The following is a 25,631-nucleotide window of genomic DNA, read 5'->3' as shown; positions in this document are numbered from 1 at the left end:
GTTAGTCCGAAAAACCTTGTAACATTGTTATGAGGTTTTTTATGTTACAAAAAAAGAGCGCTGTTTGTGATTATTTAAAAACTAAAACAAATCATTCATAACCTTGGCAAGCCTGATACCTGCAATTTGTAATTGATTTCTAACCGTTTTAAAATGATCGTATGAATAGCGGTATCTTAAATTGTCACCAGGTTGGGCAGACTTGTAAACCGTTTTGGTGAGTTGGTGTGTTTCATTAACCCAATCAATTATAGAACCTTCTTGGATTGCTTTTATTTCCTTTTTTGATTTTATGTCAGCATTTTCAGCTAATTCGGCATAACTCATGCCATAGTGTTCAATCATTTCAGAATCCCAAACACGGTGTAAATTAGAATCTTCATAAAACCATTGCACTTTAAAGTCGTTTCCTCCTTTGTCTTCCTGCAGCCCCACATGCATCGGTTGATGCAAATCACCAATTAAGTGCACTAAAAGTTTTAAATAAAACGCTTTATCTTCGTCTGAACTGTTTTTATCTGTAATTACATTTTTACAATGCTCAATACCTGATACTAAATCGCCATTAGGGTTTTTTTTAGAAGTTTCATAATCCTGATTAAAAGGCATGTTGATATAATGCCAACTGTAAAATTTATTATAACGTTTATCTGATTTTATTTCATCTGCATAGGTAGAAACAAAGGCTAACGACTGTCTTTTTAGTAAGCGTTTTACTTCTCTTTTAGTTTTTCCTTTTAAATAACTATCAGCTATTTTACCTACTACACGATGACCTGTTGGACCCCAAAAGTCGTCAGCGCTTGCAGTTGCGGTACATAAAACGAATGCAGTAAAAACAAAGATATAAATAGATTTCATAAATTAAATTTTGACAAATTTATAAATTCTATTCTGAAGCCATCAGGAAGAATGATTTTGTTAACAATAGTTTAATTTTTTATAAAATGTCAAAATCAGCAAAAGCCCAACTTTTTAAAAGTTCTTTATTAATTTGTTCTAGATTTTCTTGGTCATTTATAGCGGTATAGGCCTTTTTTAGCCCATGATGTGCCCATCCGTTTTTAGGAAAGTAAAATAAGTCTTTTTTATATGTTTTTATGGCGTCTTCATATTGTTTAGCTTGTATTTGAACTTCCCCTAAATGATGTCTTATCGAGAAAAACCAGTCTGGAGGTTCATTATAATTTAAGGCATCTTCCATGGCTACAGTTTCTTTAAGTGTTTTTATGCTATCGGTTAAATTGCACTCATGTGCCATAATTTCAGCATTTAAAACATTATAGGCTATATTTACTAAATCAGCGACATTGTTGATTTCCCAAATAGTGATTTCTTTTAGTTGGGCATTATTTTTTAATGTATTTAAAGCGTTTAATTCTGCTTTGGCTTGTTCTATATTGCCTTTTCCTAAGTACGCCATACCTTCCGCATAATGTCTTATAGCTTTTGGATATGGTAAATTGTAAGATTCAAGTTTCATATTCAAAATAGCATCCCACATTTTAAATTTAATAGCAACGTAGTACGGTATGGAGTAATAATGTTGCAAAGTGCCCCATCCAGGTTCTTTCATAATATCGGGGTGTACATGATTAGATACCTTTTGAGCCCCTATCATGGCCCAATAACTATTACCTTCAAGGGTTGCAGTAGCAGCCAAAAAATGATAATTATGCGGGTAATACCCTAAAGGATAAGCACCTTGAGCATGGCAAGCCGAAACATATGTACTATCAGCTTTTACTGCCGCAATATTAGAGAGTGTGCCTTTATGATATTCGCCAGTTCTTATATAGGTGTGAGAAGGCATGTGTAATAGGTGACCAGACCCAGATACCAGACCATCATCAAATAATTGAGCAGATGTATTGGCTCTTTCGGGGGTGTTAGACATTTCAACAGCATGAATATAAAAATGATGCGCTCCTGGGTGCTTTGGGTTGTGTTTTATAATGTCTTCCAGCGTAGATACAATCTCTGGAGCCCATGGTTTTGGTTGTCCGGATTTATCAAAAAGATCCCAAGGATGTAAATTCATCAAAGATTCTACATAAAATGTTTTAATTTCGGCATCCTCGGGGTATTTAGCAGACAGCTTTTTCAAGGCATTGGAATAGGTAATATCTAAAGGCATTCTGTCTTCAGGTGGAACAGGAGCGTAGCGTTTAGCCATTACTTCAATAAACGCTTGTTCTTTTTTTGAAGCATATTTTGAAAGCGATTTGGCCTTTTGAATAGCTTCATATGCACGTTCATAATTATCGGGTTCCATCCCTGCATTATAGTTTGGACCTAAAACGTATGCAAATCCGAAATAAGCCATGGCACAGTCTGGCTCTAATTTTGTTGCATAATAAAATGAACGGGCTGCTTCGGCATGGTTAAAGGCATAAGCAAGTGCTAACCCTTGGTTAAAATAACGTTGCACTAATTCATTACTTGTTGTTATTGGATAATTTACAACATCATATCCGTCTAAAAGGGGGGCTACATTATCCGCTGTATACCATTTTGCATCTGTTACAGGTGGTGCACATTTATATTTTGAACTAGACGTTTTAGTAACCACAAGTTCAACAGGTTTTTTTTCAGGTTTTTTGCAGGCTGTAAACAAAACTAGGGCAGCTAAAAAAATGAATATGCTTCTCATGGTTTTGTAAATATTTGATTTTTAATGGTTTGTTTGAAATAAAGTTATGCAAATTTTACGTAAGTTTAAGATAAAACCAGAATAATTGATTTGATTGTGTGACCTCTTTATAAAAGTTGTGTCTTATTGTGTGAACCGTTAATTGGCGTGAGCTACATTTGAAAACCATAGACAACATTAATAAATTATCTGATGAAGATTTGGTAGATGCTATTGTAAAAACCAATAATACCTTACTTTTTGAAATTTTGTATGATAGATATGCAGATGTAGTTTACAATAAATGCTTTAGTTTTTCTAAGCATTTAGATGAAGCAAAAGATTTAACACAAGATGTTTTTTTGAAGCTTTTTGTTAAACTGTCAAGTTTTAAGGGAAAGTCTAAATTTTCAACTTGGTTGTATGCCTTCACCTATAATCATTGTGTGAATTATGTAACCAGAAATTCAGCTAAAAAAATTGAAAAACAGTCAGTTCAAATTGAAGATATTAAAAATTTATCGCTAACAGATCAAAAAGAAGAGTTTAGCTTTTTAGCCATGAGGGTAGATAAGTTGAAGTTGGCTTTAGAATTAATTTCTCCCGAAGAAAAGATGATTTTGTTGTTAAAATATCAAGATCTTTTATCAATAAAAGAAATAGAAAGTGTTTTAGGTATTGGTGAGAGTGCTGTGAAAATGAGAATAAAGCGCGCTAAAGATAAATTAAAGACTGTTTATAATGACAATATAGAATAATGGATAATCCGTTTAAACAATTAAATCAGCCGCTTAAGGAAGTTCCAAAAGAACTTAAGTCGAAGGTAATGAATGATATTGCTGTGGCTAAGTTGTTAATGGATTTGGCTATGTTATTTTCTGTTGATGCTGCAAAAATTATTGAACAAACTATGAAGAAAAGAAAAAATTAACTGAACTAAACGATATTAAAATGGAGAAAATAACAGCATGGAATGACGGTGTTATAACATCGCTATCTGCAATGACAGGAGAAGTAGCCAAAGTTATCCCTAATATTTTGGGAGCTATAGTGGTTTTGGTTTTAGGTTGGTTGCTTACCAAGGTTATTGTTAGTATTGTGAAAAAAGCACTCAAACTAGCAAAAGCCGATAAACTTGATGATAAGATTAATGATATTGAACTTTTTGGAAGTAAAAAGTTAAACTTCAATGTGATTACCATCATTACAAATTTTGTAAAGTGGATTTTCTATTTCATCATATTAATTGTAGTTACAGATATTTTAAATTTAACCTTAGTTTCAGAGGAAATAAAAAACTTTTTGGGGTATGTGCCGCGGTTATTTTCTGCATTAATCATTTTTACCGTTGGGCTGCTTTTAGCAAACTTTATTAAAAAAGCTGTTGTAGCATTTTTTGAATCCATGGATTTGTCTGGAGCCAGACTGATTAGTCAAATCGTATTCTTATTGCTAATCATTTTTATATCCATTACTGCGTTAAATCAAGCAGGAGTAGATACGGCCATAATAACCAGTAATATTACATTACTACTTGCTGGTTTTTTGCTAGCTTTTGCACTAGCTTTTGGTTTAGGAGCCCAAAGGGTTATTACAGAATTATTAAAAGCTTTTTATGCAAGGAAAACTTATGAAATAGGACAATATATTGAATTTAATGATATACGTGGTGAAGTGTTATCAATAAACCATATTTCGGTAACTTTAAAAACAAAAGAAGGAAAACTAATTGTTCCTATTAGCGATATTGTAGAGAGCCAAGTAAGTGTTCGGGATTAACTTTAAGTTAGGGTTAAAATTTGGTTGGTTACTTTTCTGAACACCGAATATCTCTACCGTCCCTTTTCATTAATTTGAAAAGGGACTTTTTTATATACATTGATACCTGAAAAATATTTACAATAACAAATGCAGCATTGAATTTTAAAAAAGGATGAATTGATATTAAAAACATGATTCAATTTTGAAAATGAAAAAAAACTGCATCAATTCTATGAATAAAGCAATACTTAAGTAAGGGTACAAGAAATTAATGAAATAAATATTATTTTTACCTCATACCTAGTAGCAGATGGAAGCTTTTAAATGAGCAAACCGCCCCACTAACATCAGTTAATAGCATATGTAAATCTGCAAGGCAAGATAATTTTGTAATTTATGAGTAAAGGAAAAGAAGCAGAAAGATTGGCTACGCAAAATCCATACAATAATTGGAAAAAATGGGGGCCATATTTAGCAGAAAGACAATGGGGAACCGTTAGAGAAGATTATAGTTTACATGGCACAGCTTGGGATTTTATTGATCATGATAAAGCCAGAAGTAATGCCTACAGGTGGGGAGAAGAAGGTATTGCTGGATTTACCGATTGCCGCGAAATTTTATGTTTTGCCCCTGTTTTTTGGAATGGTAAAGATGCTATTTTAAAAGAACGTTTATTCGGACTTACCAATAACGAAGGTAATCATGGCGAAGACGTTAAAGAACTGTACTTTCATCAAGTATCTTCACCAACGCACTCATACTGTAAATATTTATACAAGTACCCTCATAAGGCCTTTCCCTATGGAGAGTTGATTGAAAAAAATAGAAGGGAACGGTACGAAACAGAGTATGAATTATTAGACACAGGATGCTTTAAAGATAACGCCTATTTTGATTGTTTTGTAGAATATGCTAAAGCAGGAATCGATGATATTTTAATGAAGATTACTGTGGTGAATCGTGGTAAAAAGAAAGCTCCCATTCACATATTACCCCATTTATGGTTTAGAAATTTTTGGAAACATAATGAGCGTTTTGAAAGACCTAGTATGAATGCTATTAATTCAGAAACGGTACTATCTAGAAGTATTAGAAACGGACGTTATTATTTATATCATGAAAAAGGCAAGCAGTTATTCTGTGAAAATGAAACAAACAATCAGCGCATTTATAATGTTTCAAATCATACAGAGTATGTTAAAGATGGCATAAATGATCATGTTGTAAATAAAAAAGCAACGGTAAATCCAAAGAAAGAAGGATCTAAATTTGCGGTATGGCATAAGTATAACTTAAAACCAGGAGAAGAAGTTTCAGTTAAAGTAAGGCTCAGTAAAAAGAAGAAAGAAGATCCTTGGGCAGATTATAATGCTGTTTTCAATGAAAGACAGAAAGAATGTGAAACGTTTTACGATACTATTCTTGATTGCAACGTACCAAAAGCACATAAACATATAGCGAAAAGAGCCTTTTCAGGGTTACTCTGGACCAAGCAATTTTACTACTATGATGTTTTTAAATGGCTATTTGGTGGCCCAGAAGAGCCTTCTCCAGTTAGGCATAACCCAAGAAATTTTAATTGGCAACATTTAACTAATAGACATGTTATTTCTATGCCAGATAAATGGGAATACCCTTGGTATGCAGCGTGGGATTTAGCATTTCATATGGCTTCTTTTGTTGAGATTGACCCCGACTTTGCTAAAGAGCAACTATTACTTGTTTTACAGGAAAATTACATGCATCCTAATGGGCAAATTCCAGCCTACGAATGGAATTTTAGTGATGTAAATCCTCCTGTTCACTCTTGGGCTGTATGGAATGTTTATGAAAAAGATAAAATAAAAACAGGCAAAGGCGATATTAAGTTTTTAGAAAAAGCGTTTCAAAAGTTACTTATCAATTTTACATGGTGGGTAAATCAAAAAGATAAAAACGGAACTGATTTATTTGAAGGCGGATTCCTAGGGCTTGATAATATTGGTGTATTTGACCGAAACCATATGCCGCAGGGTATTACGAGAATGCAACAGGCCGATGCTACAAGTTGGATGGCCATGTTTACTCTAAACATGATGCGCATGTCTTTAGAATTGGCTAAAACAAATAAAATTCATGAAGAGTCTGTTTCAAAATTTTTTAGACATTTTTTAAACATTGCCTGGGCCATGCATCACATAGGGAAACGCGATATTTCACTTTGGGATGATAAAGATAAATTTTACTATGATGTGGTTGAGATGGCTAGTGGTGTTACAGATAGATTGAGAGTGCGTTCGTTAGTAGGAATTATACCTCTTTTTGCAGTAGATGTCATTCATCAAGATTTGTTCGCTCAGTTAAAAAAGTTTAGGGTTAGAGCTGCAAATATTGTTAGAACACGGCCAGACCTAGCTTCGCTAATTTCTAATATAGAAGAAACAAATGCTGATGGTAACTACTTGTTTTCAATAATGCGCGGGTATAGACTAGAGCATTTACTAAAGCGCATGTTGGATGAGGATGAATTCTTATCAGATTATGGTATCCGTTCACTTTCAAAATACCATGAAAAGCATCCATTTGTATTCGTACATCACGGGTTGCATCAAATTCAATATGAACCAGGAGAAAGTCAATCTAATATGTTTGGTGGTAATTCTAACTGGCGCGGGCCTATTTGGTTACCATTAAATTATATGATTATTCAATCCCTACGTAAATATTATGAATACTATGGTCCAGAATATGTTTATGAGTTTCCAACAGGTTCAAGTAATAAACTAAACTTGAAAGAAATAGCAAACGAATTAAGTAAACGATTAATAAAGCTTTTTGAACGTAATAAGAAAGGCAAGTTTCAATATCATACAGATGATGAAGACAAAGTGTTTACTAATGATGAACATTTTAATAACGAACACTTTTTTTATGAATTCTTTAATGGTGATACAGGTAGAGGACTAGGGGCGTCGCATCAAACGGGATGGACGGCACTTATTGCCAACTTAATCATGGAAATGGAATAGTTAAAAAGATTGATTCATACAATACAAACCGCAAGTAAATAGTGATTAGCCAAGCCTATCTTACCCTGAGGAAGGCTTTTTACTTCCATAGTATTCAAGAATTAATAAAGTGTTAGCACTCAAATATAAAGCAGCTGTTTTTTCTATTTTTATTTTAAGCTTTTTACACTGCTTTTGTTTAGTATTAACATGGGCAAAGAAACGCCTATGGTTAGTGACAGTAAAATATAAATCATTTGAAAACCATTAGCAAAAATTGCATCAATTAGCATAAGTCTTTTGCCTTCATCGGTTTCAATAAAAACAAAATTCATGATAGATAAAATAGTTTCATAAGCAAAATACCCTGGTATCATAGGGATTACAGCTGGTATAGAAAACACGACTGGTGGGTGATGTATTTTGTGTGCAATAGGAATGCTAATAAACCCAACAAATGTGGCTGCTACTAAACTTGATAAAGCAACATGACAATCAAAATACAGTAAAAAGAATTTTATAAGTCCGGCAGAAGAGCCTAACAAGAAAATGGTAAATATGGTTTTTTTGGGCACATTAAATATAATGCCAAACCCTAAAGCAGCAATACCAGACCAAAAAGAGACTTCTAATAAACGTAATAAGAGATCAATCATCTAATTAAAATTTATTTATTAATTGAAAAAATATACATGGCTACAAAAAGACCTGTAGCAATGGCAAGTACGGTCATAGTACCAACAACAAACCGTACAATACCGTTTAATATGTTGCTTTCTAGTAAATCGGTGAATGAATTAATAAGGGCCACACCAGGTACTAAAAAGAGAATGGACGTGGCTAAAGCTGTTTCTGGGTTTGTTCCAATATTAAAAACAACACCTAAAGAGGCAACTAAGGAAGCTGTGAGTGAAGCTAGAAAAATTCTAACATACATATTGTACTTTAATTTATGAGCCTGTTGCGACACCAATAACGCGATAAAAGCGCTAATAAATGCGACTAACATGTTGAGGTAGTCTCCCTTAAAAATATTACAAAACCCTGCTACGGCTAAGCTAACAGCAACAAGAACTACAATTTTTGGATATCTTCCTAAGTTCTTAATACGTTCTATTTCAGCTTTAATTTCGTCTAAAGACCAGTTTTCATGTGTAGCTGTCCAGCTAGCTTTACTAATTTCAGAAATCGTTAAAAAATTTAACGCATGGTGCGGTAGGTTTTGCACCTTGGTTATTGTTTTTTGGGATGACTTATCAGTTAAAGTCATGATAATGGTTTTTTGATTTATCCAACTGTGGGTATCGATGTTAAGGATGGATGAAAACCGTTCAATACTTAAGTTGATTCTTTCGGTGTTTGCTCCAGAAATCATTAAAAGTGTAGTGATTTCTAGAAGCAAATCGGCAGTTTTAGTGAACTCTTCAGAATTAGACATTGGGTTGATAGAAATTTTGTGCAAAAATATAATTGTATGCTTTTATAGAAACTGATTCATATCAGTTAAAATTAACAATTATACATTTAATAAGTTATGTTTTCTAGTGTCAATATTAAGTCTTGTGATTAATTATAAGTTAACATAATAGTTACAAAAACTTTATGTAGTGCTTGGGGTGGCGGTATAAGCTTTGATACATACTTGCTATAACTTTTAATATTTTATTATGAAAAACATTTTATGTATTGCCGTGTTATTTGTATCGTCTATTTTTATGGCTCAAGAGGCGAATGACACATTTAGTATTCCTAAAAATCAATGGGTTTTAGGGGGGAGTTTAAGTGTTAGTAGTTTTAATTCTAGTAGTGATGATTTAAAATCAAAGTCTGATAGTTTTTGGTGGGAAATAGCTCCAGACGTGGGGTATGTTTTTGCCAATAATTTTATGGTTGGTATAAAAACACAATATCGATTTGGGGATGGTGATGATAATTTTGATAATGGTAATGCATATAAAAGATCTTTTCAGTCTTTTAGTGTAGCGCCTTATATAAGAAAGTACTTTTTTGTAGCCAAGAAATTAGCGCTTACATTAGAAGGAGGAGTAAAAGTTTCAAAGCGTTGGGATGAATTTACAGAAGTAAATGCTGAAAAAGAAGAAACTATATCAAATGATTTCTTTGTAGGTATTAGTCCAGGGTTGGCTTATACATTATCGAAAAAGGTATACTTATATTCTAGTTTAGGAAATGTAGGCTATTACAAAACAAAATCTGAAAAAGAAGGAGACATAACAAAAACCGATGCTTTTTCATTTAATGTGTTTACAAGTCATTTAAACTTTGGGGTTCTATTTTTACTTTAGTTATAATAGAATTAAAATATAAACAAAACGGGAACCTTTAATGGGCTCCCGTTTTATTATTATTTCTTTTTGTTACGTTTATTATAGTTTTTATCACCACGGGTTTTAGGCTTTTTATATTTTTTTGCCATTTCCCTACGGTAAGAACCTCCTAAGTTTTCTTTTTGATTTTTTGCTTTTTTCTCATGAAAAGCGGGGCCAGGAGCATCTTCATCACGTCTTTTAGCGGGGTTATGACGCTCTTTTATTTGAGGCCGTTCTTCCTCAATAAGTTCATTTGAATTTTCAACCGTATCAGGAAGTTCTAAAACAGGTATCTTCATTTGCATCAAGTTTTCAATATTTTGTAAAGCCTCCTGTTCGTTTTCTGTTGAAAATACCAGCGCCTCACCTTCGCGTTCTGCGCGTCCTGTTCTTCCTATTCTATGCATGTAGTTTTCAGGATATTCAGGGGTGTCAAAGTTTATAACGTGCGACACATTATCAATATCTAAACCACGAGCCATAACGTCTGTAGCAATTAGTATACGGTTGTGGCCTTCTCTAAATTGTTCAATACTTCTTAATCTGTAATTTTGGGTTTTATTGGAGTGAATAACGCACAATTCTTCTTTAAAATGTTCATCAAGTTTTTCAAAAAGTCTATCGGCCATGCGCTTATAGGCTACAAAAATGATGACTTTATTAAAACGTGCTTCATCTTGAAGTAAATCAATAAGGAGATTCACTTTTGTGTAAAAATTAGGAACATTATAACGGTGCTGAGAAATATTATCTAGGGGAGTCCCTGAAACTGCTATAGATACGCGCTCTGGATCTTTAAAAAAATCATTAATTAACAAATCAACATCCTGTGTCATGGTAGCCGAAAACATAATATTTTGTCTGCGTTCGGGAAGAATATCAAAAATATTTATAAGCTGATGTCTGAACCCTAAATCGAGCATCACATCCACTTCATCAATAACCAGTTTTTGAATAGACTTTAACTGCAACACCCTACTCATAGCCAAGTCATAAAGACGACCAGGAGTGGCAACTAATATGTCTAGTCCTTCAGCAACTGCTTGTTTTTGTGTGTTTATGTTAGTACCTCCATAAACACCAAGTACCCGGTTATTTATGTATTTAGAAAGTTTTTCAATTTCATCTACCACCTGTACCACCAATTCACGAGTAGGCACTAAGACTAAAACACGAGGTGTGTCTTGTTTTGAAAATTTCAGGTTTCTTAATATAGGTAGCATATAAGCAAACGTTTTTCCAGTACCTGTTTGCGCAATACCTACAACATCTCTACCAGAAGCAACAACATTAAAGGCTTGTTCTTGAATAGGTGTTGGTGTTGTAAAACCTAAATCTTCTATTGCGTTATATAGTGGTGTGTTTAAATTTAAATCGTGAAAGGTCATAGTGGTCTTTAATTGGGCGTAAAGTTAAGCTTATTATTTTACTCTAAATGTGTGTTGTTTATTTCAATGCTGTAACTGGCTTTAAAGTCACAATTAGACGCTAGTTTAATAATGCCTTCTTTTGAAGTGAAATCTTGATTGGTAGATTCATAATCGGCTATACCTAACCATGGTTCAATACAGATATAATCTCCATTTGGTTTTGCCCAAATACCTAAGTAAGGAAAGTCTTGAAACAAAACCGAAAGAATTCTACCTTTATTAGAGCTGTTTAAACTAATCTTTTTTGATTTTAAATCTTTGAAAACAAGCGCATCTCTATTAAAAAGCTCGTGCTTTAAAGGAAGCGTTTTTGTGTTGTTTAACATGAGATGTGTTTCAGACGAAATCAATCCGTTTTCCATGTTAATAAGGTGCCTTTTAGAATGTTCAGTGTGTTCAAACTCCAAAAAATAATCCTGATAGTTTTCATTTTCAAAAACGGGACATTTAAAAGCTGGATGTCCACCAATCGAAAAATACAAAGCTTTTGTATCCAAGTTTTTTACGTGATGCAGCACTTCAATTTTATTGTTGGTTAATTTAAAAGTGATATAAAATTCAAATTTAAAAGGATATATCTTTAGTAAGTTCTCATTATAAGTTAGTTTAAAAACAAGTGTATTTTCAGTTTGATCTTGTAATTCAATATTTTCATTATGTCTTACAAAACCGTGTTTTGGGAGTTTATAGTGATTATCATTAAAAATATATTCACCATTTTTAAGAGCTCCAATAATAGGAAATAAATTGGGAGCATAACTTCCCCAAATATTAGAATCGGCATGCCACATAAAATTAGTTTTATGTTTTACACTCTCTATTTTACAAAGTTCAGCTCCTGTTTTTTTTACAGCAATTTTCAACTTTTTATTTTGTAATGTATACATTTTTAGTGGGTTTAAACTTATTTACAAAAATCTCAATTTTTTAAGTATTCTAATTAAATTTGTAGAATAAAATAGGCCATTGAGAACTACTGAGATTCATAAACTATCAGATATACCTAATTTTAAAAAACAATTACTTGTTTGGGCACAACAATATGATGATGTTATTTGGCTAGATTCCAATAATTATGAGCAAAAGTATTCTAGGTACGATGCTATTTTGGCCGTAGACGCTTTTACAAGTATTAGAACAGATTTTCATCAGGGTTTTGATAAATTAAAAGAGTATCAAACGTATGCCAAAGATTGGATTTTTGGGTACTTGTCTTATGATTTGAAAAATGATGTTGAACATTTGGAATCAAAAAATTATGACGGATTAGGGTTTCCTGATCTTTGTTTTTTTCAACCCAAACGCTTGTTTTTGCTAAAAAATGACACCGTTGAAATACAATATTTGAATGCCGTTTCAGATGAATTGCAAGAGGATTTTTTTGCTATTAAAAACGCCAGTGAAGGGGTAAGAGGTCATGCATTTTCAGATTTAAAAATTAAGCTCCGTATTCATAAGGATGACTATTTTGATAAGGTTAATCAAATGCTTAACCATATCCATCGGGGGGATATTTATGAGGCTAATTTTTGTCAGGAGTTTTATGCAGAAAATATGGTAATCAACCCGTTTGAAACTTATCAAAAGCTGAATAAAATATCTAAGCCACCTTTTGCCTCATTTGTGAAGTTTAATGATAAGTATATTCTTAGTGCCTCACCAGAACGCTATATTCAAAAACATGAGGATTGTATTTTGTCACAACCCATTAAAGGAACGGCAAAACGCTCATCAAATCCAATGGATGATGAAGGGTTAAGAACTAAATTGTCTCAAAATATAAAGGAGCGCAGTGAAAATATTATGATAGTAGATTTGGTGCGTAATGATTTGTCTAAAACCGCACAAAAGGGTAGTGTTACGGTTGAAGAACTGTGTCAGGTATATACGTTTGATCAGGTGCATCAAATGATTTCTACGGTAACTTCAAAAGTAGAAGAAGGTGTACACCCTGTAGATATTATAAAAAGTACATTTCCTATGGGAAGTATGACGGGGGCTCCAAAAATTTCAGCCATGAAAATCATTGAAAATCTAGAAGAAACTAAACGTGGTGTTTACTCAGGAGCCATCGGTTATTTTACGCCTAAAGGTGATTTTGATTTTAATGTAGTGATAAGAAGTATTCTTTATAATCAAACCAATAAATACGTTTCATATTCAGTAGGAGGAGCCATAACTGCTAAAAGTGACCCGCTCCTTGAATATGAAGAGTGTTTGGTAAAGGCCAAAGCCATGAGAACGGTGTTAGAAAGTTAGTCTAAATGTGTTCTAAAGCTTTTAAAGACCAAATTTAACACGCGCTCCACACGTTTGGGTTCTATGTTTTTAATTTCGGCAATGTCATTGAAATTTAACTTTCCAAATACAAGTAAATCAACAATATCTGATACTTTTAGTGGTAACCAAGAGTAGAATCTGCCTAATAAATTATTCTGTTTTCTTAATGTAGGTTGATCTATGTCAACATGGTTTCCTGGTGAGTTATCGCGGTCAGAATAAAGAAATAACTGCCAATTTTTATCGTCTTGATGGTATGAGATGTCATCTAATTCGTCATTCATAATTAAATCCAAACCTTCGTCAATGGTGAATTTCTCTTCAAGGCTATCTAGTTCTTCTTCTAAAATGATATGTGTACTCAAAGTGTTTTTATGAAATGCTTCCTTTTTAAATAAATCGTCTAAATCAATATTCACAATTTTAAACAGTTTCATTTTTATGCTTTGGTTATCCATGTCAATGTCATAGCCCTGTTCATAAAATTTAGCAACAGCTTCGTCTATAAAATCATGCGAATTATACATGTTTTTGGGTATAGTTTTAGTTCGCTCAGAAATGTATAATCTGTGTTTTACATAAGCCTGAAGGTGTTGTGTGTTTGAAACTACCTTTTTATTGAAAGTAGTTTGAGTAGCTCGGTCGTTTAATTTTTCTATCGTACACATAACATATATATTTAGTTTCCTGCTTAAAGTTACAAAATAAGTTGTCACTTGGCATGACAATTATCATGGGTTATTATGCGTGTTATATGTAATTACAAGAGCAATGTTGTATCTTTGAAGTCATGCTTAATCTACTACAAAAACATATTGATGATAAACTAAGTTTTCTAAAAACAGGAAAACTACTCATTGCTATTTCTGGAGGTGTTGATAGTGTGGTTTTAACATATTTGTGCCATACATTGAAATTAAATATTACACTGGCCCACTGTAATTTTAATTTGCGTAGTGATGAGAGCGATGCTGATGAAGATCATGTTGTTCAATTGGCAGATTATTTGAATTTGGAGGTTTTTGTGCAGCGGTTTGATACGCAAAAATATGCGCAAGAAAACAAACGATCTATACAAATGGCGGCTCGTGAGTTACGCTATGCTTGGTTTAGTGAAATAGCAGAACAATTGCAATTTGATTATATCTTAACCGCGCATCATGCCGATGATAATTTAGAAACGTTTCTTATTAATTTTAGTAGAGGGACAGGCTTGGAGGGCTTAACAGGAATACCTGAAATAAACGGTAAGTTTGTGAGACCGCTATTGCCTTTTTCTAGTGAGTTTATTAAAGCTTATGCGATTGAACATAACATAACATGGCGTGATGATAGCAGCAATGCTTCGGTAAAATATTTAAGAAATAAATTACGACATGAGGTGATTCCAATTTTAAAAGAGATAAACCCTAATTTATTGTTTAGCTTTCAAACCACACTGAATAATTTAAACGATGCTTCTTTGATTATTAAGGAGACCATGACATCTTTTTTAGATCAAGCTATTGAGGTGCATTCAGAACAGGAAATCAAATTTAAAATAGCGGTGTTTAAGAATACTAGTCATCCTAAAGCTTATGTGTTTGAAACTTTTAAACCATATGGTTTTACACAATGGGACGATATTTTAGTTTTGCTAGATGGAGAAACCGGAAAACAAGTATTTTCAAGTACACATAGACTCATAAAAAACAGAGAACATTTGCTTTTAAGCCCTATAAAAGCATCTGATTATAAAACCATTTTAATACCTCATTTAGAAAAATCTGTTGAAATACCGGAAGGCATACTACATTTTGAGGACGCTAAAGCTATGGATGATAAAGATGATAACGTGTTGTATGCAGATAAAAGTAAACTAGAGTATCCAATCATACTTAGAAAAAAGCAGGAAGGCGATGTGTTTTATCCTTTAGGAATGCAGGGCAAGAAGAAATTGAGTAAATATTTTAAAGATGAAAAATTATCGCTATTAGATAAAGAGCATACTTGGTTGCTTTGTTCAAAAGAAGCAATAGTTTGGGTAGTGGGCAAACGTGCCGATAATCGTTTTAAAGTAGATGCAAATACTAAAAACATTTTAAAAATAACCTTTGTAAAACATCAAGATTGAAAATATTAGGTCACATTGTTGATATTAAATCCAGACGGATTTTTAAGGGCGAAGTCACTGTTTCTAACGGGAAAATTTTATCTATTGTAGAAAAAGATCATAATGTCAATCAATATATCTTACCTGGTTTTATTGATGCGCATATTCACATAGAAAGTTCTATGTTAGTGCCATCAGAATTTGCAAAACTAGCCGTAGCCCATGGCACAGTTGCCACCGTATCAGATCCACATGAAATAGCCAATGTTTTAGGTATTGAAGGCGTTGAATTTATGATTGAAAATGGCAAGCAGGTACCTCTTAAGTTTAATTTTGGAGCCCCTTCCTGCGTGCCAGCCACAAATTTTGAATCTGCGGGTGCTGTTATAGATTCTGAAGCCATTAAAACACTCATGGAAAACCCAGATATTAAATATTTGGCTGAAATGATGAATTACCCAGGTGTTCTTTTTGATGATGATGAGGTATTAAAAAAAATAAAATGGGCAAAGCTAAATGATAAGCCTATTGATGGTCATGCGCCAGGACTCCGTGCGGAGGCTATTTCTAAATATATCGATACAGGCATTTCAACCGATCATGAATGTTTTACTTATGAAGAAGCTCTGGAAAAACTTCAAAAAGGCATGAAGATTTTAATACGGGAAGGGTCTGCTGCTAAAAATTTTGATGCGTTAATTGATTTGTTACCAGAACATTTTGAAAACATCATGTTTTGTAGTGATGATAAACATCCTGATGATTTAATTTTAGGACATATCAACCAACTCTGTGAAAGAGCCGTGTTTAGAGGTATTGATGTTTTTAAAGTATTGCAGGCGTCCTGTATAAATCCAGTTGAACATTATAAATTGGAGGTTGGTTTATTGAAAGAAGGAGATGCGGCCGATTTTATTGTGGTAGAAAATCTGTTAAACTTTAAACCCATTAAAACGTTTATTGATGGAGAGTTAGTATATAGTGAAGGAACGCATAAAATAAATACTATAGCCTTTAAAAAGTTGAATAACTTTAACTGTGCGTTAAAGGAAGAAAAAGACTTTCATGTGCCTGTTAATGCCCGTAAAATAAGAGTTATTGAAGCTTTAGAGGGGCAACTAGTAACCAATGAAATAATTACAGATGCGTTCATAAACCAAGGGAATGCCGTTTCAGATGTTCATCGTGATATTTTAAAAATGGCTGTTGTAAATCGCTATAAAAACACGAAACCAGCCATGGCTTTTATTAAAAATTTCGGACTCAAAGAAGGGGCTATTGGGTCTTCAGTGGGGCATGATTCGCATAATATAATAGCTGTAGGAGCTTCAGATGAAGCTATATGCAGAGCTGTAAATTTAATTATTGAAAATAAAGGTGGTATTTGTGCCGTTTCAAAGAGGGAGGAGCATATTATTCCGCTTCCTGTAGCAGGTATTATGAGCGATTTAGATGGTCATGCCGTAGGTGAGGCATATGCCAAACTTGATGCTTTTGCAAAAGCATTAGGAAGTTCGCTTAATGCGCCATTTATGACACTTTCATTTATGGCACTTTTGGTAATTCCTACATTAAAATTAAGTGATAAAGGTCTATTTGATGGAAATACTTTTAAATTTACACCGTTAGCGGTTTAAAAAAGATATGCCAGTTATAGAATCAACATATAAACCAAGGTTTTATTTTAAAAACGGGTTCGTGTCTACAGTATATTCAGGGTTGATAAGACGCGTTTCTTTAACACAACATAGAGAGCGATTCTTTTTGCCTGATGAAGATTTTTTAGATTTAGATTGGAGTTTTGCTAAAAGCCAGTCAAAAAAGTTAGTGATTGTGTTGCACGGGTTAGAAGGCAATGGTCAACGACCTTACATGAAAGGTGTAGCCAAGCTTTTTAATAATCACGGAGTTGATGCCGTATGTGTAAATTTTAGAGGGTGTAGTGGCGAAGATAATCTTAGTTTTAAAAGTTATCATTCAGGCGAAACAGGTGATTTAGAAGTAGTCATAACACATGTTATAACAGAAAAAAAGTATACAGACATATATTTGAGTGGCATAAGTTTAGGCGCTAATGTTATTTTGAAGTATTTAGGAGAGCAAAAAGAGGTACCTTTTGAAATTAAAAAGGCAGTGGTGTTTTCGGCACCATGTTATCTGCCTGGGGCAGCAAAAGAATTGCATACACCTAAAAATTTTCTTTATCACAATCGTTTTTTAAAACATCTTTTAAATCGCCTAAAACGTAAACAGATACGTTTTCCTGAGTTATTAAGTTCAGAGGAATTTAATTCAATAAAAACATTAACCGATTTTGATCGTGTATATACAGCGAAAGCACATGGTTTTGAAGATGCATTAGATTATTATTTGAAATGTAGTAGTTTACAGTTTTTGGAGCATATATCAATTCCAACACTGGTTATAAATGCTTTAAATGATTCTTTTCTGTCTTCAGAATGCTATCCAGTAAAAGAAGCTAAAAACAACCCTAATCTTTTCTTAGAAATGCCTCAGTTTGGCGGGCATGCCGGTTTTATTGACAAAAAGAACGTGTATTACAATGAAAAAAGAGCATTGGAGTTTATTCAAAATAAGATAAAATCGATATAAACAAGGGTATATTTGGTTTAGTTAAGAGTCTGTTAAAATAATAAGTTCGTCAATAGGCCAACTATTTTTTTTAATAACTTGATACAAAAATCTAAACTATGCCAACATTTAACTTAAACATTAATAAAAAGAACTATACTGTTGAAGCAGATATAGATACACCATTACTATGGGTTTTAAGGGATAAAATTAATCTTGTTGGAACCAAATTTGGGTGTGGAATAGGACAATGTGGTGCCTGTACAGTTCATGTTAATGGCAATGCCATGAGAAGTTGTTTGCTTTTGGTGTCACAAGCTGAAAGTATGGATATTACCACTATTGAAGGATTGTCAGAAGATGGTAGTCACCCAGTTCAAGAAGCATGGAAAGAAGTTGATGTGCCACAATGCGGTTATTGTCAATCAGGGCAAATAATGACAGCCTCTGCTTTTTTAAAACAAAATTCTAATCCGAGTAAATCACAAATTAGAAATGCCATGCACGGTAATATTTGCAGATGTGCATCCTACAACAGTATTGAAAAGGCCGTTGAAGTTGCTGCAAAAAAAATGCTGTAATCACTTAATCCATAATTACCAATGACTACTTCAAAACAACAAATAACCTTCAATAGAAGATCTTTTATAAAAACTACAGCATTAGCTAGCGGAGGCATGCTCATCGGTTTTAATTTATTTCAAGCCTGTAAAGAAGGTGTAGTGCCTCCTGTAGACATCAGTCAGCTAAATTTTAATGATTTCAATGCCTTTATTAAAATTTCTGATGAAGGTAAAGTCACTATTTTTTCTCCAAACCCAGAAATAGGTCAAGGTGTAAAAACTTCAATGCCTATGCTTATTGCAGAAGAGTTGGATGTAAAATGGGAAGATGTTTATGTTGAACAAGGCAAGTTAGATACAAAGAATTATACCCGTCAGGTAGCTGGAGGGAGTCAGTCTATACGGTTTAGCTGGGAACCTTTAAGGCAAACAGGAGCTACTGCAAAGCAAATGCTTATTAATGCCGCAGCTATCAGGTGGGGCGTTGAGGCTTCAAGTTGTTCTGCTAAACAAGGTGTAATTACTAACTCAAATGGTGATGTTTTAGGCTATGGTGATGTTGTTAAAGAAGCGGCTCTACTTGAGGTGCCAGAAAAAGTAATATTAAAAAAGCCTGAAGCGTTTACTATAATTGGTAAAGGACAAAGTAATGTTGACATTGATAAAATAATAACAGGTAAACCTTTGTTTGGTCTTGATTATAAAGAAGAAGGCATGGTATATGCTTCTATTCTTCGTCCGCCAGCCTTTGGACAAAAACTGGAATCTTATGATGATACTGCAGCAAGAGCAATGCCAGGTGTTTTAGATGTGATTACCATAGGAGAAAAACTAAGACAATATAAAGATAATAAGAAGAAAAGCTGGACCGCACAATTGGTCGATTCAGATAAAATTGTGGTTATAGGAAAATCAACTTGGGATGCTTTAAAAGGTGTAAAGGCTATTAAGGCAAGTTGGGTGACAGATTCTGATTTAGAAAGTACAGCTGACCATGACAGGATACTTTTTGAATTACTAGATGGAAAGAAAACCTTTACAACAAAACGATCTGATGGAGATGTAAAAAAAGCGTTTGATGAGGCTGATAAAGTTTTAGAACGTACGTATGAAGCACCTTTTTTACCTCACAACTGTATGGAACCTATGAATTTTTTCGCAAATGTTACCGCTGAGAAAGTACATTTGGTAGGGCCCATTCAAACCCCCGAAGAAACGGCAAAAGTTGTAGCCGATTTGTTAGAAAGAGATCTAAATCAGGTAGAAATAGAAATGACACGTATGGGAGGTGGCTTTGGAAGACGATTATACAGTGATTTTGTATTGGAAGCCGCCGAGATTTCTAATGCCATTCAAAAACCAGTAAAAATGGTGTCTTCCAGAGAAGGTGATATGACCACAGGCGTTTATCGGCCTTCCGTAAAATACAAAATTGCAGCCTCTATTAAAGATGGAAAAGTTACAGGCTATCATTTAAAAGAAGCTTGTATTAATGGAGGAATGTATAATTTGATTCCTAATTTTTTTCCAGCCGGGGCCATAGCGAATTATCAAGTAGATACGGTAAGTTATAAAAGTAATATCACTACCGGCGCTTGGCGTGCACCATACACCAATTTTTTAGCAAGTGCAGAGCAAAGCTTTTTTGATGAACTAGCAGAAGCGCTTGGTGTGGATAGAATAAAGTTGCATTTAGACTTGTTACAAAATGTAAAGGGAACAACTGATGAACGTATTCAATATAGTCCAGAACGTTTAGAAGGCGTTATAAAATTGGCTGTAGAAAAATCAAATTGGGGACAACCTAAAGCAGGCGTTTATAAAGGGTTTTCAGTGTATTATTGCCATAATACTCATGTTGCTGAGGTTGCCGAAGTAGCTATGGAAGACAACATGCCTGTTGTGAAACGTGTGGTTTGTGCTGTTGATTGTGGTATTGTTGTAAATCCTCTAGGTGCGTTAAATCAAGTTAAAGGTGGGGTTATTGATGGTGTAGGCCATGCTTTGTATGGCGATTTTTCTTTTAAGGATGGCGTACCTCAATTTAATAATTTTAATACCTATCAACTCATAAGGATGGCGCAAACGCCTGAGGTAGAAGCATACTTTGTAGAAAGTGATCTAGCACCAACGGGCTTAGGAGAACCAACATTACCGCCTGTAGGAGCTGCGGTTGCTAATGCTATTTATGCCGCTACAGGAAATAGGGTTTATAAGCAACCGTATTTAAATAATATGAAGGTTGAACAAAACATTCTAGGATAAAAAAAGACGATTTTAATTTTTCATGACGCACGAGTTTAAGAAAATAGTTTTTGAGGCTATGAATGCCAAAACAAAAGGGCTTAAGTCTGTTTTGGCTTCAGTAGTAGCATTAGATGGTTCGTCGTATCGCCGCCCGGGCGTAAGAATGCTCATATTAGAAAACGGCAAGATGATTGGAGCTGTAAGCGGTGGCTGTGTAGAAAAAGAAGTGCTCCTACAATCTGAATCTGTTTTTAAAACAGGAGTTTCTAAAGTAATGACCTATGATGGAAGGTATAGATTGGGCTGTGAAGGTGTGTTATATATCTTAATAGAATCGTTTAGTCCTTCGAACCAGTTTTTTGAATCTTTTAAAAGTATATTGAAGACAAGAAAAACGTTTAAAATGGTATCGCATTTCAATAAAATAGCAGAGGAGTCTCCTTATTTCGGATCTTTAGTTAGGATAGAAGATAAAGTTTTGTCTTTAAATAAAAAGCATGAGCCTAAAGACATAACAGGTAATATGTTGTTTGAAGAAAGCATGCCACCATGTTTTAAATTAATGATTATTGGAGCCGAGCATGACGCGGTTCAGTTGTGTCAGTATGCGTCATTAACAGGCTGGGAAGTGTCTGTTTTAGCGGGGCATTCTGAGCATAAATCTATTACCGATTTTCCTGGAGCACTTTCTTTACAGGCTATAACCCCCGAAATGGCAAATTTTCAACAGGTAGATCAACAAACGTCAGTCGTTTTAATGACACATAATTTTGCTTATGATTTAAGATATTTAGTAGCTTTAAAAGACACGCTTCCAAATTATATAGGGCTCTTAGGGCCTACAAAACGCAGGGACGATTTATTATCGCAATTTATAGAGTATGTCCCAAATATAAGTGATGATTTCTTAGAAAAGATTCATGGACCAGCGGGTTTAAATGTAGGTTCTGAAACCCCGCAAGAAATAGCCATCTCTATTGTTTCTGAAATTTTAGCATTTACCAGAAATCAAGAACCTATGTCTTTAACCAAAAAGGTTGGTAACATTCATTCTAAACCAGAATAAGGCTTGTCTGTAACTCTTTCAAAAAATATTGCTATAGCTATTTTAGCAGCAGGAAGCTCTTCTAGATTTGGAAGCCCCAAACAGTTAATAGCATGGAACAAGACTACATTAATTAAGCATCGTGTTAAAACAGTTTTAGCAAGTGATGGCGCGCAAGATTTTATAGTTTTAGGCGCGCATTTTGATATGATTTATAAGGAAATTAAGGATGCTAAAATCACCGTTTTAAAGCATGCAAGGTGGGAAGGTGGCATTGGAAGTTCTATTGCTTATGTTGCTAAGCATTTGATGAAAACCTCCCATAAAGTTAATGGATTACTGATTGTTTTGGCAGATCAACCGCTTATTACGTCCGCATATTTAAATAATCTTATTGCCCAATTTACTATAGGTAACAATCAAATTTTAGTGAGTTCCTATAAGGATGGAACCAAAGGTGTTCCTGTATTATTTGACGCGTGCTATTTACAAGAATTGTCTGGGATGACAGGCGATTTTGGAGCTAAAAAGATACTTAAAAAGTATCATAATGCTGTTATAGAAGTTGATAGTAACGTTCAAAATTTTGATATTGATTCAGAAACAGACTATTTAAAGCTACAAAAGATTATTGCTCGTTCTAAGCAATAAATTTTTGAAAGTTACGAAAACCTTTAAGTAATAAATATTATTTTGTAATATATTGTTTTTTAGGTGTTTATGGATTTTTGTGCCTTTGGTGAAATAGGAAGTTTTTAGGTGTTTGTTGCAAGCATATAGCATCTGTGCTTAACTTTGGTAGAACTCATTTTACTTAAAAAACCAATCAGTTTGTATTACATAGGATATGATTTAGGAAGCTCTTCTATCAAAGTTGCCATAGTTGATGCTAAAACAGGAAAAAATATAATTTCGCTTCATGAACCACCCAATGAGATGGAAATTGAAGCGCCACAAATAAATTGGGCAGAGCAGAATCCTAACATGTGGTGGCAATACATATGCAAAGCAACAAAACGTGCTATAAAAGAGGCTCATGTTGACGCCTCAAAAATTACAGGGATTGGCATTTCTTACCAAATGCATGGTTTAGTAGTAGTTGACAAGCAGGGAGAGCCTTTGAGGAATTCAATCATTTGGTGTGATAGTCGTGCTGTTGACATTGGAAACAAAGCGTTTTCAGATTTAGGACATGAAAAGTGTATGGAGCACCTATTAAATTCACCAGGTAATTTTACAGCTTCAAAACTAAAATGGGTTAAAGATAATGAGCCAGAACTTTATGCTAAAATTTATAAATATATGCTGCCTGGAGATTTTATTGCCTTAAAGTTAACAGGAGAAATCAACACTACAAAGAACGGATTGTCAGAAGGCATTTTATGGGATTATAAAGAAGATAAGGTGGCCGATTGGTTATTAGACTATTATGGTATCAATCCTGATTTAACACCAAATATTGTAGAAAATTTTAAAACCCAGTCCGTTGTAAATGAAAAGGGTGCTTCAGAAACGGGGTTACCAGTAGGGATTCCTATTGTTTACCGCGCTGGAGATCAGCCCAATAATGCGTTGTCTTTAAATGTGTTTAATCATGGTGACGTGGCTGCAACGGGAGGTACTTCAGGTGTCATTTATGCTGTAACTAATCAGAAAAAATCAAAAGAAGGCTCTAGGATAAATCAGTTCGCGCATGTCAACTATTCCAAGAAAACAACCAATTTAGGAAAACTTTTATGTATCAATGGGGCTGGCATACAGTACAGATGGTTAAAAGATAATTTAGCGTCAAATGCGTATGAGGAGATGAATGAAAAGGCCAATAAGGTACCGGTAGGTTCAGAAGGTGTTTGTGTTATTCCTTTTGGAAATGGTGCCGAGCGTATGCTGAATAATAAAACCTTAGGAACACATATTTGTAATTTAAATTTGAACAAGCATGGAAATGGTCATTTGTGTAGAGCAGCCCTTGAAGGTATAGCGTTTTCATTTGTATACGGTATGGATATTTTAAAACATGACAATGCGGAAATTAAGGTGATTAAAGCTGGAAATGATAATTTATTCCGATCAGAAATATTTTCAGATACGGTAGCAACACTGATTGGACATGATATTGAAATATATAATACTACGGGGGCTATTGGTGCGGCACGAGCGGTTGGTTTGGTTGATGGCGATTATAAAACGTTTGGTGATAACATATCGGCAAATGACCATGTTATGACCTACAAGCCTATGGAAGATAAAGTACCTTATGCAAAGGCGTATGATAACTGGAAAAAGGAATTAGAGATATTATTAGCTAATAAATAAAAAACAAAAGATAAATAAAATAAGATTATGGCATTAATAGGAAGTAAAGAGTTTTACAAAGGTATTGGAGAAATAAAATACGAGGGCAAGGATTCAGATAATCCATTAGCGTTCAAATATTATAATCCAGATCAAGTGGTGGCAGGAAAAACCATGCGTGAGCATTTTAAGTTTTCTGTAGCCTATTGGCATACATTCTGTGGTCAGGGAAGTGACCCTTTTGGGCCTGGTACACAAAATTTTGAATGGGATAAATCATCAGACCCTATTCAAGCTGCAAAAGATAAAGCGGATGCGGCTTTTGAGTTTATCACAAAAATGGGTTTTGGATACTACTGTTTTCATGATTTTGATTTGATTCAAGAAGCACCAACGTTTGCAGAGTCAGAAGAACGATTAGCTTTAATAACAGATTATTTAAAAGAAAAACAAGCGGCTTCAGGCGTAAAATTATTATGGGGAACGGCCAATTGCTTTTCTAACCCAAGATATATGAATGGAGCGGCAACCAATCCTGATTTTGATGTGGTAGCCAGAGCAGGCGGACAAATAAAATTAGCTTTAGATGCAACCATTAAATTAGGTGGTGAAAACTATGTGTTTTGGGGTGGTCGTGAAGGCTATATGTCATTGTTAAATACAGATATGGGACGTGAATTAGACCACATGGGACGTTTTTTAGGCATGGCCAGAGATTATGCAAGATCACAAGGATTCAAAGGGAATTTCTTTATTGAACCTAAGCCTATGGAACCTTCTAAACACCAATATGATTTTGATACAGCTACGGCAATAGGTTTCTTAAAAGAATATGGACTAGATGCAGACTTTAAAATCAATATAGAAGTGAACCATGCTACCTTGGCACAACACACCTTTCAGCATGAATTAGAAGTGGCCGCAAAAGCGGGTATGTTAGGAAGCTTAGATGCCAACCGTGGGGATTATCAAAATGGCTGGGATACCGATCAGTTCCCAAATAATATTCAGGAAACTACTGAAGCTATGTTGGTTTTCTTAAAAGCAGGAGGCCTACAAGGCGGTGGTGTTAACTTTGACGCTAAAATAAGAAGAAACTCAACCGATTTAGAAGATGTATTCCACGCTCACATTGGAGGGGCAGATACTTTTGCTCGTGCTTTGCTGATTGCTGATAAAATTATCACATCTTCACCGTATGAAAAATTAAGACAAGAGCGTTACAGTTCTTTTGATTCTGGAAACGGAAAAGCATTTGAGGAAGGAAAGTTAACCATGGAAGATCTTTATAAAATTGCACAAGAGAATGGTGAGCTAGCTTTAAAAAGTGGTAAACAGGAATTATTTGAAAACATTTTAAATCAATACATATAACT

General features: G+C 34.2%; 22 protein-coding genes. 15 read left to right on the top strand and 7 right to left on the bottom strand.

What is annotated here, in order from left to right; translation table 11 throughout:
* Nucleotides 1–81: 81 nt before the first annotated feature.
* Nucleotides 82–861, bottom strand: a complete 780-nt coding sequence (locus KFZ70_RS16415; protein WP_139698183.1) for a S1/P1 nuclease — start codon at nucleotides 859–861, stop codon at nucleotides 82–84.
* Between the two features lie 79 nt (nucleotides 862–940).
* Nucleotides 941–2,653, bottom strand: coding sequence for a hypothetical protein (locus tag KFZ70_RS16410; protein ID WP_139698184.1), 1,713 nt, complete (start codon nucleotides 2,651–2,653; stop codon nucleotides 941–943).
* 158 nt (nucleotides 2,654–2,811) lie between these two features.
* On the opposite strand from KFZ70_RS16410, the gene KFZ70_RS16405 reads away from it, so the two are divergent.
* The 4 genes from KFZ70_RS16405 to KFZ70_RS16390 all read left to right on the top strand — a co-directional run bounded on the left by KFZ70_RS16405 (nucleotide 2,812) and on the right by KFZ70_RS16390 (nucleotide 7,402).
* Nucleotides 2,812–3,390, top strand: a complete 579-nt coding sequence (locus KFZ70_RS16405; RefSeq protein WP_139698185.1) for an RNA polymerase sigma factor — start codon at nucleotides 2,812–2,814, stop codon at nucleotides 3,388–3,390.
* Nucleotides 3,390–3,563, top strand: coding sequence for a hypothetical protein (locus tag KFZ70_RS16400; RefSeq protein WP_199240688.1), 174 nt, complete (start codon nucleotides 3,390–3,392; stop codon nucleotides 3,561–3,563). The genes KFZ70_RS16405 and KFZ70_RS16400 overlap by 1 nt, the downstream gene beginning before the upstream one ends.
* 20 nt (nucleotides 3,564–3,583) lie before the next feature.
* Complete coding sequence (locus KFZ70_RS16395) at nucleotides 3,584–4,411, top strand: mechanosensitive ion channel family protein (RefSeq protein WP_139698186.1); 828 nt, start codon at nucleotides 3,584–3,586, stop codon at nucleotides 4,409–4,411.
* 378 nt (nucleotides 4,412–4,789) lie between these two features.
* A complete protein-coding gene (locus tag KFZ70_RS16390) occupies nucleotides 4,790–7,402 on the top strand; it encodes an MGH1-like glycoside hydrolase domain-containing protein (RefSeq protein ID WP_139698187.1) in 2,613 nt (870 codons plus the stop codon).
* 149 nt (nucleotides 7,403–7,551) lie between these two features.
* Here the strand turns inward: KFZ70_RS16390 and KFZ70_RS16385 are convergent, their stop codons facing one another.
* Complete coding sequence (locus KFZ70_RS16385; protein WP_139698188.1) at nucleotides 7,552–8,037, bottom strand: threonine/serine exporter family protein; 486 nt, start codon at nucleotides 8,035–8,037, stop codon at nucleotides 7,552–7,554.
* A gap of 11 nt (nucleotides 8,038–8,048) precedes the next feature.
* Nucleotides 8,049–8,819 carry a threonine/serine exporter ThrE family protein gene (locus KFZ70_RS16380; RefSeq protein WP_139698189.1) on the bottom strand — a complete coding sequence of 257 codons (771 nt, stop codon included), beginning with the start codon at nucleotides 8,817–8,819 and terminating at the stop codon, nucleotides 8,049–8,051.
* Nucleotides 8,820–9,048: 229 nt separating this feature from the next.
* Between KFZ70_RS16380 and KFZ70_RS16375 the strand changes: the two genes are divergently transcribed.
* On the top strand, nucleotides 9,049–9,687 hold the full coding sequence (locus KFZ70_RS16375) for an outer membrane beta-barrel protein (RefSeq protein WP_139698190.1): 639 nt from the start codon (nucleotides 9,049–9,051) through the stop codon (nucleotides 9,685–9,687).
* A 59-nt stretch (nucleotides 9,688–9,746) separates the two neighbouring features.
* Here KFZ70_RS16375 and KFZ70_RS16370 read toward each other — a convergent pair whose 3' ends face one another.
* Both KFZ70_RS16370 and KFZ70_RS16365 read right to left on the bottom strand, forming a co-directional pair.
* Nucleotides 9,747–11,099 carry a DEAD/DEAH box helicase gene (locus KFZ70_RS16370; RefSeq protein ID WP_139698191.1) on the bottom strand — a complete coding sequence of 451 codons (1,353 nt, stop codon included), beginning with the start codon at nucleotides 11,097–11,099 and terminating at the stop codon, nucleotides 9,747–9,749.
* Nucleotides 11,100–11,137: 38 nt separating this feature from the next.
* Nucleotides 11,138–12,028 carry an aldose 1-epimerase family protein gene (locus tag KFZ70_RS16365; RefSeq protein ID WP_139698192.1) on the bottom strand — a complete coding sequence of 297 codons (891 nt, stop codon included), beginning with the start codon at nucleotides 12,026–12,028 and terminating at the stop codon, nucleotides 11,138–11,140.
* Nucleotides 12,029–12,107: 79 nt separating this feature from the next.
* Between KFZ70_RS16365 and pabB the strand changes: the two genes are divergently transcribed.
* Nucleotides 12,108–13,400, top strand: coding sequence for an aminodeoxychorismate synthase component I (pabB, locus tag KFZ70_RS16360; RefSeq protein ID WP_139698193.1), 1,293 nt, complete (start codon nucleotides 12,108–12,110; stop codon nucleotides 13,398–13,400).
* Here pabB and KFZ70_RS16355 read toward each other — a convergent pair.
* A complete protein-coding gene (locus KFZ70_RS16355) occupies nucleotides 13,397–14,089 on the bottom strand; it encodes a hypothetical protein (protein WP_139698194.1) in 693 nt (230 codons plus the stop codon). The genes pabB and KFZ70_RS16355 overlap by 4 nt on opposite strands.
* Before the next feature lie 122 nt (nucleotides 14,090–14,211).
* On the opposite strand from KFZ70_RS16355, the gene tilS reads away from it, so the two are divergent.
* From tilS to xylA, 9 genes are all read left to right on the top strand, one after another.
* Complete coding sequence (tilS, locus tag KFZ70_RS16350) at nucleotides 14,212–15,534, top strand: tRNA lysidine(34) synthetase TilS (protein ID WP_139698195.1); 1,323 nt, start codon at nucleotides 14,212–14,214, stop codon at nucleotides 15,532–15,534.
* Nucleotides 15,531–17,150, top strand: coding sequence for an adenine deaminase (gene ade / locus KFZ70_RS16345; protein ID WP_139698196.1), 1,620 nt, complete (start codon nucleotides 15,531–15,533; stop codon nucleotides 17,148–17,150). Before tilS ends, ade begins: the two co-directional genes overlap by 4 nt.
* 7 nt (nucleotides 17,151–17,157) lie before the next feature.
* A complete protein-coding gene (locus KFZ70_RS16340) occupies nucleotides 17,158–18,126 on the top strand; it encodes a YheT family hydrolase (RefSeq protein WP_139698197.1) in 969 nt (322 codons plus the stop codon).
* Nucleotides 18,127–18,224: 98 nt separating this feature from the next.
* Nucleotides 18,225–18,686 (top strand): (2Fe-2S)-binding protein, encoded by a 462-nt coding sequence (locus KFZ70_RS16335; RefSeq protein ID WP_139698198.1) that lies wholly within the window; start codon nucleotides 18,225–18,227, stop codon nucleotides 18,684–18,686.
* Nucleotides 18,687–18,707: 21 nt separating this feature from the next.
* Nucleotides 18,708–20,933 carry a xanthine dehydrogenase family protein molybdopterin-binding subunit gene (locus tag KFZ70_RS16330; protein ID WP_139698199.1) on the top strand — a complete coding sequence of 742 codons (2,226 nt, stop codon included), beginning with the start codon at nucleotides 18,708–18,710 and terminating at the stop codon, nucleotides 20,931–20,933.
* Between the two features lie 22 nt (nucleotides 20,934–20,955).
* Nucleotides 20,956–21,981, top strand: a complete 1,026-nt coding sequence (locus tag KFZ70_RS16325; RefSeq protein WP_139698200.1) for an XdhC family protein — start codon at nucleotides 20,956–20,958, stop codon at nucleotides 21,979–21,981.
* A 3-nt stretch (nucleotides 21,982–21,984) separates the two neighbouring features.
* On the top strand, nucleotides 21,985–22,611 hold the full coding sequence (locus KFZ70_RS16320) for an NTP transferase domain-containing protein (RefSeq protein WP_139698201.1): 627 nt from the start codon (nucleotides 21,985–21,987) through the stop codon (nucleotides 22,609–22,611).
* A 180-nt stretch (nucleotides 22,612–22,791) separates the two neighbouring features.
* On the top strand, nucleotides 22,792–24,276 hold the full coding sequence (locus KFZ70_RS16315) for a xylulokinase (protein ID WP_139698202.1): 1,485 nt from the start codon (nucleotides 22,792–22,794) through the stop codon (nucleotides 24,274–24,276).
* A 27-nt stretch (nucleotides 24,277–24,303) separates the two neighbouring features.
* Nucleotides 24,304–25,629 (top strand): xylose isomerase, encoded by a 1,326-nt coding sequence (gene xylA, locus KFZ70_RS16310; protein WP_139698203.1) that lies wholly within the window; start codon nucleotides 24,304–24,306, stop codon nucleotides 25,627–25,629.
* Nucleotides 25,630–25,631: the final 2 nt, after the last annotated feature.

It is taken from the genome of Allotamlana fucoidanivorans (genome assembly GCF_045788535.1).
GTDB lineage: Bacteria > Bacteroidota > Bacteroidia > Flavobacteriales > Flavobacteriaceae > Allotamlana > Allotamlana fucoidanivorans.
Note: the sequence above shows the minus strand (reverse complement) of the source record. Positions and strands in the feature narration are given on the sequence as shown.

What these genes read in the sequence shown, in the direction of transcription:
- KFZ70_RS16390 (WP_139698187.1), top strand. Translation starts at nt 4,790, where the DNA reads ATGAGTAAAGGAAAAGAAGCAGAAAGATTGGCTACGCAAAATCCATAC.
- KFZ70_RS16375 (WP_139698190.1), top strand. Translation starts at nt 9,049, where the DNA reads ATGAAAAACATTTTATGTATTGCCGTGTTATTTGTATCGTCTATTTTT.
- KFZ70_RS16415 (WP_139698183.1), bottom strand. Translation starts at nt 861, where the DNA reads ATGAAATCTATTTATATCTTTGTTTTTACTGCATTCGTTTTATGTACC.
- KFZ70_RS16365 (WP_139698192.1), bottom strand. Translation starts at nt 12,028, where the DNA reads ATGTATACATTACAAAATAAAAAGTTGAAAATTGCTGTAAAAAAAACA.
- KFZ70_RS16410 (WP_139698184.1), bottom strand. Translation starts at nt 2,653, where the DNA reads ATGAGAAGCATATTCATTTTTTTAGCTGCCCTAGTTTTGTTTACAGCC.
- KFZ70_RS16395 (WP_139698186.1), top strand. Translation starts at nt 3,584, where the DNA reads ATGGAGAAAATAACAGCATGGAATGACGGTGTTATAACATCGCTATCT.
- KFZ70_RS16380 (WP_139698189.1), bottom strand. Translation starts at nt 8,819, where the DNA reads ATGTCTAATTCTGAAGAGTTCACTAAAACTGCCGATTTGCTTCTAGAA.
- KFZ70_RS16340 (WP_139698197.1), top strand. Translation starts at nt 17,158, where the DNA reads ATGCCAGTTATAGAATCAACATATAAACCAAGGTTTTATTTTAAAAAC.
- KFZ70_RS16385 (WP_139698188.1), bottom strand. Translation starts at nt 8,037, where the DNA reads ATGATTGATCTCTTATTACGTTTATTAGAAGTCTCTTTTTGGTCTGGT.
- KFZ70_RS16370 (WP_139698191.1), bottom strand. Translation starts at nt 11,099, where the DNA reads ATGACCTTTCACGATTTAAATTTAAACACACCACTATATAACGCAATA.
- KFZ70_RS16330 (WP_139698199.1), top strand. Translation starts at nt 18,708, where the DNA reads ATGACTACTTCAAAACAACAAATAACCTTCAATAGAAGATCTTTTATA.
- xylA (WP_139698203.1), top strand. Translation starts at nt 24,304, where the DNA reads ATGGCATTAATAGGAAGTAAAGAGTTTTACAAAGGTATTGGAGAAATA.
- KFZ70_RS16335 (WP_139698198.1), top strand. Translation starts at nt 18,225, where the DNA reads ATGCCAACATTTAACTTAAACATTAATAAAAAGAACTATACTGTTGAA.
- KFZ70_RS16355 (WP_139698194.1), bottom strand. Translation starts at nt 14,089, where the DNA reads ATGTGTACGATAGAAAAATTAAACGACCGAGCTACTCAAACTACTTTC.
- KFZ70_RS16400 (WP_199240688.1), top strand. Translation starts at nt 3,390, where the DNA reads ATGGATAATCCGTTTAAACAATTAAATCAGCCGCTTAAGGAAGTTCCA.
- tilS (WP_139698195.1), top strand. Translation starts at nt 14,212, where the DNA reads ATGCTTAATCTACTACAAAAACATATTGATGATAAACTAAGTTTTCTA.
- KFZ70_RS16325 (WP_139698200.1), top strand. Translation starts at nt 20,956, where the DNA reads ATGACGCACGAGTTTAAGAAAATAGTTTTTGAGGCTATGAATGCCAAA.